The 14,193-nt window shown below is 69.5% G+C and carries 13 protein-coding genes; 5 read left to right on the top strand and 8 right to left on the bottom strand.

The genetic code is table 11. From position 1 onward, the window contains the following. Positions 1-62 precede the first annotated feature (62 nt). The 3 genes from NF699_12715 to NF699_12705 are packed head-to-tail and all read right to left on the bottom strand — an operon-like array spanning position 63 to position 3,810. Entirely contained in the window at positions 63-1,796 is a 1,734-nt protein-coding gene (locus NF699_12715) for a heparinase II/III family protein (protein ID USU03924.1), read from the bottom strand. Further along, positions 1,796-2,464, bottom strand: coding sequence for a ribulose-phosphate 3-epimerase (gene rpe, locus NF699_12710; protein USU03923.1), 669 nt, complete (start codon positions 2,462-2,464; stop codon positions 1,796-1,798). The genes NF699_12715 and rpe overlap by 1 nt, the downstream gene beginning before the upstream one ends. Before the next feature lie 47 nt (positions 2,465-2,511). Then, positions 2,512-3,810, bottom strand: a complete 1,299-nt coding sequence (locus NF699_12705) for an SAM-dependent methyltransferase (protein ID USU03922.1) — start codon at positions 3,808-3,810, stop codon at positions 2,512-2,514. Positions 3,811-3,870: 60 nt separating this feature from the next. On the opposite strand from NF699_12705, the gene NF699_12700 reads away from it, so the two are divergent. Both NF699_12700 and NF699_12695 read left to right on the top strand, forming a co-directional pair. Further along, positions 3,871-4,032 (top strand): DUF1674 domain-containing protein, encoded by a 162-nt coding sequence (locus tag NF699_12700; GenBank protein ID USU03921.1) that lies wholly within the window; start codon positions 3,871-3,873, stop codon positions 4,030-4,032. A gap of 40 nt (positions 4,033-4,072) precedes the next feature. Beyond that, on the top strand, positions 4,073-5,926 hold the full coding sequence (locus NF699_12695) for an asmA family protein (protein ID USU03920.1): 1,854 nt from the start codon (positions 4,073-4,075) through the stop codon (positions 5,924-5,926). 18 nt (positions 5,927-5,944) lie between these two features. Here NF699_12695 and NF699_12690 read toward each other — a convergent pair whose 3' ends face one another. Together NF699_12690 and tsaD are read right to left on the bottom strand one after the other, a co-directional pair. Beyond that, positions 5,945-6,919 (bottom strand): NAD(P)-dependent glycerol-3-phosphate dehydrogenase, encoded by a 975-nt coding sequence (locus tag NF699_12690; GenBank protein ID USU03919.1) that lies wholly within the window; start codon positions 6,917-6,919, stop codon positions 5,945-5,947. A gap of 25 nt (positions 6,920-6,944) precedes the next feature. After that, positions 6,945-7,973: a tRNA (adenosine(37)-N6)-threonylcarbamoyltransferase complex transferase subunit TsaD gene (gene tsaD / locus NF699_12685; protein ID USU03918.1), complete on the bottom strand. Its 1,029-nt coding sequence runs from the start codon at positions 7,971-7,973 to the stop codon at positions 6,945-6,947. A 142-nt stretch (positions 7,974-8,115) separates the two neighbouring features. On the opposite strand from tsaD, the gene hemC reads away from it, so the two are divergent. Genes hemC through NF699_12670 form a run of 3 tightly spaced genes read left to right on the top strand, consistent with a single transcriptional unit; the run spans position 8,116 to position 10,597 of the window. Continuing rightward, complete coding sequence (hemC, locus tag NF699_12680) at positions 8,116-8,970, top strand: hydroxymethylbilane synthase (protein USU07082.1); 855 nt, start codon at positions 8,116-8,118, stop codon at positions 8,968-8,970. Continuing rightward, a complete protein-coding gene (locus tag NF699_12675) occupies positions 8,967-9,656 on the top strand; it encodes a uroporphyrinogen-III synthase (protein ID USU03917.1) in 690 nt (229 codons plus the stop codon). The genes hemC and NF699_12675 overlap by 4 nt, the downstream gene beginning before the upstream one ends. After that, positions 9,653-10,597 carry a hypothetical protein gene (locus NF699_12670; GenBank protein USU03916.1) on the top strand — a complete coding sequence of 315 codons (945 nt, stop codon included), beginning with the start codon at positions 9,653-9,655 and terminating at the stop codon, positions 10,595-10,597. The genes NF699_12675 and NF699_12670 overlap by 4 nt, the downstream gene beginning before the upstream one ends. Positions 10,598-10,600: 3 nt before the next feature. On the opposite strand, the gene NF699_12665 is transcribed toward NF699_12670, so the two are convergent. The 3 genes from NF699_12665 to NF699_12655 all read right to left on the bottom strand — a co-directional run bounded on the left by NF699_12665 (position 10,601) and on the right by NF699_12655 (position 14,152). After that, positions 10,601-11,392, bottom strand: a complete 792-nt coding sequence (locus tag NF699_12665) for a DUF72 domain-containing protein (GenBank protein USU03915.1) — start codon at positions 11,390-11,392, stop codon at positions 10,601-10,603. Next, positions 11,389-12,615, bottom strand: a complete 1,227-nt coding sequence (locus NF699_12660; GenBank protein USU03914.1) for an FAD-dependent oxidoreductase — start codon at positions 12,613-12,615, stop codon at positions 11,389-11,391. Before NF699_12660 ends, NF699_12665 begins: the two co-directional genes overlap by 4 nt. A gap of 133 nt (positions 12,616-12,748) precedes the next feature. Beyond that, positions 12,749-14,152 (bottom strand): short-chain fatty acyl-CoA regulator family protein, encoded by a 1,404-nt coding sequence (locus tag NF699_12655; GenBank protein ID USU03913.1) that lies wholly within the window; start codon positions 14,150-14,152, stop codon positions 12,749-12,751. Between the last annotated feature and the right edge of the window lie 41 nt (positions 14,153-14,193).

The following is a 14,193-nucleotide window of genomic DNA, read 5'->3' as shown; positions in this document are numbered from 1 at the left end:
GCGTCCCCTAGCGGGGGATGCCGTGCGAGGGAACACGGCAATCCTTCCCGGCGCAGGGGGATCTAGAGCGCGCGCTTCAATGCCCAGCTGACGTTGGCGCCGCCCGCGGGCGCTTCGCCACCGACGACGAGCTGTTGCGTGGCGATCGGGCGGCCTTCGCCGTCGATCCAGAGCGAATCCTCGATCGTCAGCGCGCCGCCGCGGCAGCGGAACTGCCAGAGCGCTCCACCGGGCAGGCGGAGCAGTGCGGCGAGGCCGTCGGCAGTGGGCGACGCCTGTACTCCCTCGCCGAGGTGGAAGCGGACCGCGAACGGAACGACGCCGACCTTGCGCCGCCGACCCTGTGGCAACAGCGCATCCTCGCCGCGCAATTCCTTGCCGTCGCCGGTCAACATCAACTGCCGCCGGTGGACGAAACCCCAGCGGCGGACGTAGCCGTCGTGGCTCGCCTCGATCCGGCTGGCGACGTCCGATTCCTGCCGCGACAGTTCGACCTCGGCGACGCCGCGGCCGAGCGTGCCGTCGGCGTGGATCGCGGTCGAGTTGGAGTCGCCCACGACCAGTGTCGAATGCGCCGCGGTGGTGCGCAGCCCTTCGGCGAAGGTGGCGGGTAATTGCGCCACCGCCGCGCGCGCGCCGCCGCAATTGACGATCAGCCGCGCATCGCCATCGGAAAACTCGAACGCGAGCGTCGACGCGCAGCCGCCCTCGACCAGCTTGGCGATCGGCGGCGGGGCGGCGTCGACGATCAGAACCGCGGCGCCGGCGGCGAGGCGCTGATAGCCCCAGTCGCGCGCCTGTCGCAGCGGACGGGTGCGGATGCTGCTCGCCTCGATCACCGCGGCGATCGCATCCGGCGTGGCGGGTCCGCCGCCCTGCCAGCTCGACAGCATGCGGTCGCCGTGCATCGTGCCGAGCAGCGCGGGGACGGCGCGAGCCAGCGCGCTCTGGGCGAAGGCGGGCAAATCCTCACGCCGGGCGGCATACGTTTCGCGCAGCATCGCCAGCAGCATGATCGTATCGAGCAGCATCGCCGGGCTGCGCGAGACCGAACCGCCATCTTCGCTGAGGCCGGATGCCAGTGCCCGGGCCAGCCCCGCCTCGCCGAAGCTGCGTCGTGGATCGCCGCCGGGGATCAGCAACCCCGCCGCGACCACACCGCACCACGATGCGATCCGCTGCGCGCCGGGTGCCGACTTGTCGGCGCCGCGATCGAGGTGCCGCGCGCCGCGGGCGAGCGTATTGAGCACACTGGAGCGGTAGACGAGGTCGGTCGACGACAGGATCAGCGGCGCATGCGCGGTCCAGTAGAGCAGGCGGCGGCCCCACAGGTCGGTCCGCCACGCCAGCGCGTCGACCTTTTCGGCATAATCGTCGAGCCAGCGCGCCATCAGCTTTTCGGCGACCGGCGCACCCTGTGCCCGTGTCGCCACGGTGGACAGGTCGCGCAGCCATGCGAAGCTGTGGACGTATTCGGCGAACGGCTTGCCCCATTCACCCCGCTTGAAGGCCAGCGTGTCGACCGGATGGGTTTCGCCGCGGAAGCTGAGTTCGCCCTTCAACAAGGCGCGCCCACGCTGGACATCGCCGATGACCGGATCGTCCGGCACCGCGATCAGCTTCAACGGGTGGCGGCCGTTGAGGCGCATCGTGTGAATGGGGGTGCGCCACGTCAGCTTGTGAAATCGTTCGGACAGGCGCTCGGCAAGGCTCAGCCCCTTGTCGCCGCCGACGCGCATCAGGCGCTTGCCCTCCTCAATACCGTCGGGCTGCTGATCGGGCGACATGTCGTTCATCAGGCAGCCGGCAGTCCGCGAAGGGCGGCGATATTGGCGGCATAGGCGTCCGGTCCGCCCCGGAAAGCCGCGGTGCCGGCGACGAGCGCATCCGCACCGGCGGCGATACAGCGCGCGGCGTGTACGGCATCGACGCCGCCATCGACCTCCAGATCGATCGCGCGGCCGGAGGCATCGATCATCTTGCGGATCGCGGCGATCTTCTTGAGCTGGCTGTCGATGAAGCTCTGCCCGCCGAACCCGGGATTGACGCTCATCACCAGCACCAGGTCGACCATGTCGATCAGGTAATCGAGCATCTTGGCCGGCGTGCCGGGGTTGAGCACGACGCCGGCGCGCTTGCCCAGTCCCTTGATGTGCTGGATCGTCCGGTGGATGTGCGGCCCCGCCTCCGGATGCACGGTGATGCAATCCGCGCCCGCTTCGGCGAAGGCGTCGAGGTAGAGGTCGACCGGCGAGATCATCAGATGGACGTCGAACGGCTTGGCCGTATGCGGGCGCAGCGCCTTCACCACGGCCGGCCCGATCGTGATGTTGGGGACGAAATGGCCGTCCATCACATCGATGTGAATCCAGTCCGCTCCCGCGGCGTCGATGGCACGCACTTCCTCGCCCAGTTTGGCGAAATCCGCGGAGAGAATGGACGGGGCGATACGGACCGGCTGCATGACCGGTCTCTGTAACCGCGTATGTCTCTATTACAATGCGCTTGACGTCAGCCGGTGCGCCGCAGCCGGGCGATGAAGAAGCCGTCGCAGCCGCCTTGATCGGCAAGCATGCCGGGCAGTGTGCGGACGTAGCCGTCGGCATGGACGGGCACACCCGGCGGCAGCAGCGCCGCGTCGGGCGCATCGATCGCGTAATCCTTGCGATCCGACAGGAACCGCGACAGCTGCGCTTCGCCCTCCTGCGGTTCGAGGCTGCACGTCGCGAACACCAGCGTGCCGCCCGGCTTCACCCAGTCGGCGGCGCGGGCGAACAGCCGCGCCTGCAACAGCGCCATCTCTTCGATGATCGCCGGGTGGACGCGGTGAAGCACGTCGGGATGGCGGCGGAAGATGCCGGTGGCGCTGCACGGCGCGTCGATCAGGAGCGCGTCCGCCGGCTCGGCAGGCGCCCATTTCAGCACATCGGCGGCGATCACCTCCGCCTTGAGCCGGGTGCGGAACAGGTTTTCGCGCAGCCGCTTGATGCGCGCGCTGGAAACGTCGATCGCCGCGACGGTCAGCCCCGCGGCGGAGAGTTGCAGCGTCTTGCCGCCGGGCGCGGCGCACAGGTCGATCGCCGTGCCGGAAGCCCGGTCGGCGAGCAGGCGTGCAGGGATCGATGCGGCGATATCCTGCACCCACCAGCGCCCCTCGGCGAAGCCGGGCAGTTCGGTGACGGGCGCGGCGTCGACGATGCGGACATGGCCGGGCATCAGGCTGGTGCCGCCGAGTTCCGCGACCCAATGGTCCGTCTCGCCCGGATCGGCGAGCGTCAGGTCGAGCGGCGGCGGCGCGGCGATGGCAAGGCGCGCACCCTCTGCCATGTCGGCACCCCAGATGGCCTCCCACCGGGTCTCGACCTTCGGCGGCAAGGCGGGAAGTTCGGGCAGCAGCACGCCCGAACGGGTGATCGCGCCGAAGACGCCATGCACCAGCTTGCGCGGGCCACCCTCTACCAGCGGCAGCACCGTGGCGATCGCGGCATGGTGCGGGGTGCCGAGCACCAGCGCCTGCACCAGCGCGATGCGCAGCGCCATCCGCGCCTTGGCATCGTCGGGCAGCGGCCGTTCGGTGACCGAATCGATCAGCGCGTCGAGATCCGGCAGCCGTCGCAGCACCTCCGCCGCGATCGCATGCGCGAGGCCGCGGTCGGGGCCGTAGACGTGGCGGGTGGCGGCGACCAACGCCTGTTCCAGCGGCTCGCCACGGCGAAGGACGGCGTCGAGCAGGCGCAGCGCGGCGCGACGCGACGGGGTGCCGAGAGCATCTGGCGAATCGGGATCGGAACGGGAGGGGGAACGGGCCAAACTTGTCTAACCTGCAGTGGAGGACGATATGATCGTCTCCCCTTAGACCGGAGAGACGCGATGGGCCAACGTCCCGCACATGTGAAGCCGCCCGCCTATCTGACCGAAAGCCCGCCGGTGCCGGTGCCGGACGATACGATCTCGCAACAGGAGGACCCGCTGGGCCTCGACCCGACGCGCTATGGCGACTGGGAGTTGAAGGGCATCGCCGTCGATTTCTGACCGTTCCGGAACGAAACGGGAGCATGCGCGTCGAGCGGCGATGACATTCCGGCCGCGCGTCAGCAGGCGCATCTTCCTGCTGTCCCTAGCGGCAGGCGTTCCGCTGATCGTGCTGCTGGCGATCGCGGCGTTTCCGTTCGGAATATTGAAGGACATCGTCGCCGATCGGCTGAGCAAGCGGTTCGGGCGGCCGGTGACGATCGCCAGTATGAAGCGGATCGGCGTATTCGGGTTTACGCCGACGATCGCGGTGAAGGGTGTGACGATCCCGCAAGCGGACTGGGCAGGCAGCGGCGATTTCCTGCGGCTGCGTGAAGCGCGGGTGAGCTTTCCGGTGTGGCCGCTGCTGACGGGCACATTCAAGCCGCGCGATATCGAGGCGGACGGACTGCAACTGGCGCTGGTGCGCGATGCGAGCGGGCGCACCAACTGGGCGCGGCCGGGCGAGCCGGAAAGCGGCGGGTCGTCCAACGACCTGAAAGGGCTGGTCATCCGTGACAGCGTGATTCGCTATCGCGACGCCCGGCGTGGGCGGAACGCGGTGATGGCGGTGACATCCGATGCGCAGGGGCTGAGGGCAACCGGCACGGGGTCGATCCGCGGCACGCCGGTCCGGATCGCACTCGCCGGTGCATCGGTGGCACAGCCGACGCCGGGACCATGGCCCTTCCGCGCCGCGATCGACGGTGCGGCGCTGCGGATGCGCGCGACCGGGCGGATGGACAGACCGCTCGACACCGATGCGATGACGCTGGACGTAGAGGCCCGTGCCGCCGACCTGCGGCTGATCGATGCGGTCATTGAGGCGGGGCTGTTCGGCACCCAGCCCGTCGCGTTGACCGCCCATGTTCGCCATGACGCGCCGAAATGGGTCGTCACCGACCTGAAGGGAATGATCGGCAAGTCCGACGTGTCGGGTCACGTCACCGTGGACAAGCGGGACGGTCGCACCCGACTAGATGGCGCGGTGTCGTCGCAGCGATTCGATTTCGACGATCTGTCGTCGGACGAGGGGCTGGCCAAAGGTGCGGCGCTGGAACGCGCGATCGGGCCGCGGGTGGTGCCCAACACGCGGATCGACCTGTCGAACATCGATACCACCGATGGCCGTATCGCGGTGAAGGTAGCGCGGGTGTTCAGCCGTGGCGGCAGCACATCGGTAACCGGCGTACAGGGTGTGCTCGTGCTCGATCGTCAGCGGTTGCGGGTCGAGCCGCTGACGATCCGCCTTGCCGGTGGCACCGCAGGCGGGGTGGCAACGGTAGACCAGCGCAACGGAGCGACATCACCGACGCTGACGATCGATCTGCGGCTGACGGGCACGCGGGTCGAGGCGCTGGCCGGCACCGGCGGCGCCTTCGCCGGACAGGTGACGGCACGTGCCCGTCTGACCGGGCGTGGCGAGACGATCCGCGCAGCGATCGGGCAATCGACAGGCCGGATTGGCTTCGTCGTCCGCGATGGCGCGTTGCCGGCGCGCTATGCCGCGGCGCTAGGCTTCGATGCCGGGCGCACGTTGCTGGCCGATGGTGACGATCGTGCGGGGCTGCGGTGCGTCGTACTCGGATTGGCGGTGAAGAACGGCCGCGGTGCTGCATCGCCGCTGGTGGTCGACACCACATCCAGCCAGTTGCGCGGTACGGGAACGGTGAGCTTCCCGGCCGAGCGGATCGATTTCCGCCTGACCGGCGCGCCGAAAGGCAAGAGCCTGCTGCGTCTGCCGGGGTCCGCGTTCATGACCGGGACGCTGAGCGATCCGGTGCTGACGGTTCCGCCCGAGGTGAAGTCGGCGGGCAACATCTTCAAGGCGATCGGTCGTGCGATCACCGGCCGGCAGGGACCGACCGCCAGCGATGCCGATTGCGGCGGGCTGGCGACACGTGCGCTACGCTGACCTCGATCGGCCGCGCGTTCAGCTCTCCTTGCGCAGCGGCCGGGCCAGCAAGGTCCCGATGACATCGGTGACCGGCGCGCCTTCAAGCAAACGGCAGACGGCGGCGGTGACCGGCATGTCCACGCCGGCCTCCACGGCCGCCTCGCGCAGGACGGGTGCGGTGAAGGCGCCTTCCGCGACGGTGCGGCGATCGGCGAGCAGATCGGCCGCGGCCCTGCCCTGCCCCAGCCCCAGACCCAGCGAGAAGTTGCGGCTGCTGGTCGAACTGCAGGTCAGTACCAGGTCGCCGAGGCCGGACAGGCCGGCGAGCGTTTCGGCACGGGCGCCCCGTGCCAGCCCGAAGCGCGTCATCTCGGCGAAACCGCGCGCGATCAGCGCGGCGCGTGCGTTCTGGCCGAGGCCGGCGCCATCGACGACGCCGCAGGCGATGGCGAGGACGTTTTTCACCGCGCCGCCGATTTCCGCACCGACGACGTCGTTGCTGGCATAGGGCCGGAAATGCGGTGCGGCGAGGCGTTCGGACAGGGCCTGCCCCAGCGCCTCGTCCGCAACGGCAAGCGTGACCGCCGTGGGCAGGCCGGCGGCGACCTCGTGCGCGAAGGTGGGGCCGGACAGGACGGCGACCGGCGCCTGCGGATGCACCTCGCGCGCGACCTCGCCGACGAGGCGGCGGGTGCCGGCCTCGATCCCCTTGGCGCACAGGATCAGCGGGCGCCTGCCGACATCGACCTGCGACAGGACGGCGCGCACATGCTGCGCGGGCGCGACGACGAGCAGCGCATCGCTGTCAATCAGATCGGCATAATCGCCGGTCGCGCGGATCGATGGCGACAGCGGCACGCCAGCGAGGAACAGACGGTTTTCGTGCGCGGTGTTGATCCCCTCCACCACCTCCGGCTCGCGCGCCCAGAGCGTGACGGGTTCGCCGCGATATGCCGCGACCTGTGCCAGCGCCGTTCCCCACGCACCGCCGCCGATGACGCCGATCTTCATGCCTTCACGCTCCTCAAGGTCGGGCTCATGCCTTCACGCCGGCTCCACGCACCGCCTCGGCATTGGGATCGAGCGGCCAGCGGGCGCGGGCAGGCGTGTCGAGCGGGTCGGTGAGCCCGGCGGCGAAGCGTTCCGCACCGGCCCAGGCGATCATCGCGGCATTGTCCGTACACAGCCACATGGGCGGCGCGACGAAGCGCAGGCCATGGTCGGTGGCGAGCTGCTGCAACGCACTGCGCACCGCGGTGTTGGCGGCGACTCCGCCTGCGACGACCAACGCGGTCGCGTCTATTCCGGCGATGCCGCGGCTGGTGCGGTCGATCAGGCAATCGACGACCGCGGCCTGGAACGAGGCGGCGATATCCTCCGGCGCATGCTGACCGACGGCGCGGAACACGGCGCTCTTCAGCCCGGCGAACGAGAAATGCGGTTCGGGCGAGCCCTTGAGCGGGCGCGGCAGCGGTACGATCGGACGGCCGAGCGCTGCGGCCCTCTCGACATTGGGTCCCCCGGGGAAGCCGAGGCCGAGCAGCTTGGCGGTCTTGTCGAACGCCTCGCCCGCGGCATCGTCGATCGTCGTCGCGAGGCGGCGGTAGCGGGCGACACCCTCGACCAGCAGCAGCTGGCAATGGCCGCCGGACACGAGCAACAGCAGATAGGGGAATTGCAGATCGGGATCGGACAACCGGGGGCTGAGCGCGTGACCCTCCAGATGGTTGACCGCGATCAACGGCTTGCCGGCCGCATGGGCGAGCGCCTTTCCCGTGACCAGCCCGACCATGACGCCGCCGATCAGGCCCGGGCCGGCGGTTGCGGCGATCGCATCGACCTGATCCAGCCGCAAACCGGCATCGGCCAGCGCATCGCGGATCAGCGGTTCGAGTGCCTCGACATGCGCACGCGCCGCGATTTCCGGGACGACGCCGCCGAACGGGGCATGCTCCGCTTCCTGTCCCGCAAGCCGGTGGCTGAGCACCTGACGGTCGCTGGTCACCAATGCTGCAGCGGTTTCGTCGCAGGAGGATTCAAGGCCGAGAATGATCCGAGGAGCCATGCGCGCTTCACTAGCGGGATGCGCAGAGGTTGTCGAAGGGTAGGGGTTTCGGCATGAGCGAGGATCGAAGAGGAGCAGGCGGTTGGCGATCAGGTTCAGGCTCGGCACGCGGGGATCGCCGCTGGCGCTGACGCAGGCGGGAATGGTGCGCGATGCGCTGTGTGCGGCGCATGGCTGGCGCGAGGACGAGGTGACGCTGATCGTGATCCGCACCACCGGCGACCGCGTACAGGACCGCCCGCTCGCCGAGATCGGCGGCAAGGCGCTGTGGACCAAGGAGCTCGATCGCGCCTTGCTCGACCGCGAGATCGACGCGGCGGTGCATTCGATGAAGGATGTCGAGACGATCCGTCCCGCCGCGATCCGCATCGCCGCGATGCTGCCGCGTGCCGATGTGCGCGACCGGCTGATCGGTGCCGAGAGCATCGGCGAATTGCGCGAGGGCGCGACGGTGGGGACCAGTTCGCCGCGGCGGCGGGCGCAATTGCTGCGCCTGCGCCCCGATCTCGACGTCGTGATGTTCCGCGGCAATGTCGATACGCGCCTCGCCAGGCTGGCGGCAGGCGAGGCGGATGCGACGTTGCTGGCGGCGGCCGGGCTCGACCGGCTGGGCCGCGACGGTATCGGCCGGGCGATCGCGACCGACACGATGCTGCCCGCGCCGGCGCAGGGTGCGGTGGGGATCGAAGTGCGGACCGAGGATGAGGGCGCGGCGAGGGTCGTCGCGGCGATCGACGATCCGGCGACCAGCATCTGCGTGCTGGCCGAACGCGCGTTCCTTGCAGCACTCGGCGCGGATTGCCATTCGCCGGTGGCGGCGCTCGCCGGCCTGTCGGGCGAGATGCTGACGCTGCGCGGCGAGCTGATCGCCGAGGATGGCAGTGCGTGTGTCGAGGGGGCGGGCGAGGGCACCGATGGTGGCGTAGTGGCGGCGGAACTCGCCGCGGATCTGCTCGCCCGTGCGCCCGAGGACGTACGCCGCCTGTTCCAGCCGTGAGGCCGGGCCTCGCGGTCGTCCGGCCCGAACCAGGCCTGTCGCGCACCGTCGCACGGCTGCGATCGGACGGCGCCGACGTGATCGCCTTGCCGTTGTTCGTGGCCGCACCGGTGGCGTGGTCCGTGCCGGATGCGACCGCATACGACGCGCTGCTGGTGACGAGCGCGAATGCGGTGCGGCTGGCGGGGTCGGGGCTTGCCACGCTCGCCCGCCTGCCGGTGATCGCGGTGGGGGCGGAAAGCGCCGCCGTCGCGCGGGCGGCAGGCCTGAGCGTCGTGGTGACCGGCAGTGGCGGTGTCGTCGAGGCTCTGTCGGCGGCGGGTGACGTCGGGCTGGAGCGACCGCTGCATCTGGCCGGGCGCGAGCACATCGACAGCGGTCATCCGACGGTGATCGTCTACGCCAGCGCCGATGTCGCGGCCGACGCCGCCACGTTCGCCGACGCGGTCAGCGGCCGGATCGTGCTGCTCCACTCCGTCCGCGCCGCCGAACGCGTCGCCGCCCTGCTCGACGAGCAGCGCGAAGCGACGGGGATCGTTGCATTGAGTGCCAAGGTTCTGGCCGCCGCCGGCACCGGCTGGGCGGGCGCCGCCGCCGCCGCCGTGCCGACCGACGCCGCGTTATGCGCGCTCGCAATCGAACGGGCGATTGACCCTGCGGCAGAGGCCGGGGATAAGAGGCCATGACCGACTATGTGCCGATCGATGCGACGCGGACACGCGGGCCGCGAACCGGCGTGTTCCTGGCGATCATCGCGCTCGCCTTCGTCGCGGGCGTGGTGCTTACCGGCTATCTGATGAAGCACGTGTCGTGGCTGGGCGGGACATCGTCGGTGCAGCAGGCCGCGGTCGCCAGGCCGGCCCAGCCCGACGCCAGCAACTTCAATCCCGCACAACCGCTCAACGCGAGCGGCGAGGCGGTGACCGCGCTCGATCCTGCCGCGCTCGCCTCGCGCGAAGCGACGCTCGCGGGGCAGCTGACCGCACTCGAGGCGCGTACCGCCGCGGTGACCAGCGATGCGGCGATGGCAGCGGCACAGGCCGGTCGCGCCGAAGGGCTGATGGTCGCGTTCGCCGCGCGACGCGCGCTCGATCGCGGGGTCGGCCTCGGCTATCTGGAAGAGCAGTTGCGCAACCGGTTCGGCAGCGTAAAGCCGCGCGCGGTGGCATCGGTGATCGAAGCCTCGCGCCAGCCAGTGACGCTGGAGGACCTGCGCCAGGGGCTCGACGCGATCGCACCGGATATCTCAACGGTCAGTAGCGATGGATGGTGGACCAGCCTGCGCCGCGAGATGGCCGGACTGGTCGTCCTGCGTCAGGCGGGAACCCCCTCGCCGCGGCCGGCGGACCGGCTGGCCCGCGCACGCCACCTGCTCGAGGGTGGACAGGTCGAGGCGGCGCGCGCCGAGGTCGTTCGCCTGCCGGGTGCGGGCGATGCCGGAAACTGGATCCAGGCGGCGGATCGCTACGTCACCGCGCGCCACGCGCTCGACCAGATCGAAAGCGCCGCGATCATGGGACAGGCCAGCAAGCCGACCGTGGCTTCGGCAACCCCGGAACCCGAAGCCGAACTGCCCGCGATGCCCGAGGCGTCGAACGCGGACGAGACGACATCCGTCGGGATGTAGCCGTCAAGCCTTCAGGCGGTCGATCAGCGCGATCGCACCGTGCGGCGCCCTGATCTTCGCGCCGTTGATGAAGAACACGAATGTATCCCGCTGCGCCTTCGCGGGGGTCTCGGCCATCACATAGGGCAGCCCTTCCGGGCGCCCGCCCGCCTGCCAAGTCCGTGCCGCCCTGGCCCAGTCGTCCAGCGCGGCATCGGTATAGCCCGCGGGGTTCCGTTCCTCCGCCGCCTCCAGCCGGGCATAGACGAAGTCGGCGGTGACATCGGCGATCGCGGGGTAATCCACCGAATCCGCGTAGACGATCGCGACACTGGCGGCGCGCGCCATCGCGACGAACGCCGGATCGGCGAAGCTGTCGTGCCGCACCTGCACCGCATGACGCAACGGCACGCCGGCATGCGACGTGGGCAGCAGCTTCAGGAACGCGGCCATGTCGTCCGCGTCGAACCTTTTCGTCGCCATGAACTGCCACAGGATCGGACCCAGCTTGTCGCCAAGTTCGACGATCCCCTGCCCCACGAACCGCTCGATCGACTCACCCGCCTCCGCCAGCACTTTACGGTTGGTGCAATAGCGTGACGCCTTGACGCTGAAGACGAAACCGTCGGGTGCCGCCGCGGCCCAGTTGGCGAAGCTGGCGGGTTTGAAGCTGGAATAATAGGTGCCGTTGATCTCGATCGCCGACAGTTGCGACGCGGCATATTCCAGTTCGCGCTTCTGCGGCCATTTGGCGGGGTAGAAGCTCCCGCGCCACGGCTCGTACGTCCAGCCGCCGATCCCGATCCGTATCGTCATGACGCGATCATCTCCTTCAGCGGGATGCCGGTATCGGCCAACCTGTTGGGGTCGATTACCGCCCCGGCCATCACCAGTGCGCGGCCCTGTACATAATCCTTCGTCGCATTGACGCAGTCGAGCGCGATCACGCGGCCCATGCGCAGATAGACCAGCGAGAAACTGCGGCTGGCAATGTCGCCGCGCACCGCCAGCGCGTCGTGGCCGATGGACAGGCCAACGGTCTGCAGGCGAAGATCATACTGGTTCGACCAGAACCACGGCACCGCGTGATAATCGACCGACGTACCGGTGATCGTCTTCGCGACCACCGTCGCCTGATCGTTGGCGTTCTGCACGGATTCCAGCCGGATACGCGCACCGTCCGCGAAGGCGTTGGCATGGGCGGCGCAGTCGCCGATCGCGAACACGTCGGACAGGCTGGTGCGACATTGCGCATCGATATCGACGCCGTTGCCGCCGGTCGCGCCAGCGTCGAGCAAGGGTTGCACGGCGGGGACGATGCCGATGCCAACGATCACCATGTCGGCCGGGACGGTTTCGCCATCGGCCAGCGTGACGCCGATCGCCCTGCCGTCGCGTTCCGCGATACATGCGACCGCGACGTTCAGGCGGACATCGACGCCGTGTGCGCGATGCTCCGCTTCGTAGAAACGCGACAGCGGCTCACCGGCAACGCGGGCGAGGACGCGCGGCAGCGTCTCGAGGACCGTCACCTGCTTGCCGAACCTGGCGAGCACGGCGGCAGCTTCGAGGCCGATGTAGCCGCCGCCGATCACCACGACGCGGGCGACCGCGGGCAGTTCGTCCATCATCCGGTCGACATCGGCGCGAGTGCGAACGCCATGAACCCCGATCAGATCATGGCCCGAGCAGGTCAGCCGGCGGGGTGCGCCGCCGGTGGCCCAGATCAGCTTACCGTAGCCGATGATCGTGCCATCGTCGGCGGTGACGGCATGCGCGACGGGATCGACCGCGACGACGCGGCGACCGAGCAGCATCGCGACCTCGCGTTCGTTCCAGAAGGCAGGCGGACGGATCAGGATGCGCTCGAACGGCTTGTCGCCGGCCAGGTAATCCTTGGACAGCGGTGGGCGTTCGTAGGGGTATTCGGGTTCGTCGCCGACGATGGCGATGCTACCGGCGAACTTGGCCGCGCGCAGCGCGATCGCGGCCTGCGCGCCGCCATGCCCGGCACCGACGATCAGGATGTCGTAGTTCATCGCAGTCGGTATCCCATTTCACACCGTCACCCCGTGTTCCGGGATCCACCCAGCCGTCAGGCGTTAGACAACAGGCTCAAGTCCTTTCTTTGCCGCGCGGTGGACCCCGGAACAAGTCCGGGGTGACGGGGGATCAATCGAAGGCGTAGGGCACGATCGTGCGGCGATCCGGATCGATCAACAGCTCGCGTCCCGCCGGTGGAAACGCGCGCTGGTCGCAATCGCGGCGCGGGCAGATGCGGCACGACGGGCCGATCGGCGTCGCGCTGTCCGCGCCGGCCACGTCCAGTCCATCACCATAGATAAAATCGCCGGCATGTTCGACCTCGCACCCCAGCACCACCGCATAGCGGCGCGGCATGCGTCGATAGCTCGCGGTCGCCTTCACCAGCCCCTTCGCCATCGACACATAGCGCGCGCCGTCGGGCATCTCGGCGACCTGCACCAGGATACGGTCGGAGATCGCGACCGCCTCATGCGCCACCCACAACGGGCAGGCCCCGCCATATTGCGCGAATTGCAGCCGGGTGGCGGAATGGCGCTTGGTGATGTTGCCCGCCATGTCGATGCGGCAAAAGAAGAACGGCACGCCGGGCGCACCGGGTCGCTGCAACGTCGACAGGCGATGGCACACTTGTTCGAAGCTGACGCCGAACCGCTGACGCAGCGCATCGACATCATGCCGCCGTGCCCGCGCCTCGGCACGAAAGCGGGCATAGGGCATCAGCAGCGCCCCCGCGCCGTAATTGGCGAGGCCGACGCGCAGCAATTCGCGCGCAGCATCCGACCGCAGCGGTGCATCGGCGACGATCCCTTCGATCAACGCATCCGCCTCCAGCCGGATCAACTGGTGCGCGAGCTGAAAGTGTCGCGTCTCGATCGACTGCGCACCGTCGATCCGCAGCGTCGCCGCGGCGGCGTCATAGGCCCGCAACGCGCCGCCATCCTCGACCAACGCGATCCCGTGCGCGTCGCGCAGCCGCTCGGTCAGCAGTGTCACGGTCGATCGCGTGCCGGGCAGTGCCTCCGCCAGTCCTTCCGCGAAGCGATCGAGCGGGTCGATGTAATTGCCGCTGCCCTGAAACCAGTCGCGCACCTCTTCCCACGGCAGCAGCGTCGGCTGGCTGGCGTCGACCCGGTCGTCGAGCACGCGCAACTGCTCCTGCGACCGGCGCAGCGCAGCGTGCAGCGCGGTCATCCGCCGCGTCACCAGCGGCTGCTGCTTCAGCCCGCGCAGAATCGCGTCCTCATCCATCAGCGCAGCGGGCACGGAGGGATCGGTTCCCGCCTCCAGCGCCGCCACCAGAGCGGCGCTGTCGTCCTCCGGTGCGACATCGACCCAGTCGAGCGGGAAGCTGCGCGCGAGCGCCCCCAGCACGCCGCCGGTGATCGGCCGATCGCCACTCTCGATCTGCGACAGATAGCTGGTCGAGATACCGAGCCGGCGGCTGAGCATGGTCTGGCTGAGCGACAATCGCGCGCGCAACGCCCGCACGCGGTCGCCGGCGAAGATGCGGGGACGGGGAGCTTCGGTCATGTGCTCGCGCTTAGTTTGCAAACCCCGCCATTGCAATTTTG

Source organism: Sphingomonadaceae bacterium OTU29LAMAA1 (genome assembly GCA_024072375.1).
Taxonomy (GTDB): Bacteria; Pseudomonadota; Alphaproteobacteria; order Sphingomonadales; family Sphingomonadaceae; genus Sphingomonas.
The sequence above is the reverse complement of the archived record's forward strand: the minus strand, read 5'-3'. Positions and strand labels throughout refer to the sequence as shown.

Bases quoted from the DNA above. Each gene is read 5' to 3' on its own strand.
- rpe (USU03923.1), bottom strand. From the start codon at position 2,464: ATGCAGCCGGTCCGTATCGCCCCGTCCATTCTCTCCGCGGATTTCGCC.
- NF699_12665 (USU03915.1), bottom strand. From the start codon at position 11,392: ATGACGATACGGATCGGGATCGGCGGCTGGACGTACGAGCCGTGGCGC.
- tsaD (USU03918.1), bottom strand. From the start codon at position 7,973: ATGGCTCCTCGGATCATTCTCGGCCTTGAATCCTCCTGCGACGAAACC.
- NF699_12690 (USU03919.1), bottom strand. From the start codon at position 6,919: ATGAAGATCGGCGTCATCGGCGGCGGTGCGTGGGGAACGGCGCTGGCA.
- NF699_12695 (USU03920.1), top strand. From the start codon at position 4,073: ATGACATTCCGGCCGCGCGTCAGCAGGCGCATCTTCCTGCTGTCCCTA.
- NF699_12715 (USU03924.1), bottom strand. From the start codon at position 1,796: ATGAACGACATGTCGCCCGATCAGCAGCCCGACGGTATTGAGGAGGGC.
- NF699_12660 (USU03914.1), bottom strand. From the start codon at position 12,615: ATGAACTACGACATCCTGATCGTCGGTGCCGGGCATGGCGGCGCGCAG.
- NF699_12700 (USU03921.1), top strand. From the start codon at position 3,871: ATGGGCCAACGTCCCGCACATGTGAAGCCGCCCGCCTATCTGACCGAA.
- hemC (USU07082.1), top strand. From the start codon at position 8,116: ATGGTGCGCGATGCGCTGTGTGCGGCGCATGGCTGGCGCGAGGACGAG.
- NF699_12670 (USU03916.1), top strand. From the start codon at position 9,653: ATGACCGACTATGTGCCGATCGATGCGACGCGGACACGCGGGCCGCGA.
- NF699_12655 (USU03913.1), bottom strand. From the start codon at position 14,152: ATGACCGAAGCTCCCCGTCCCCGCATCTTCGCCGGCGACCGCGTGCGG.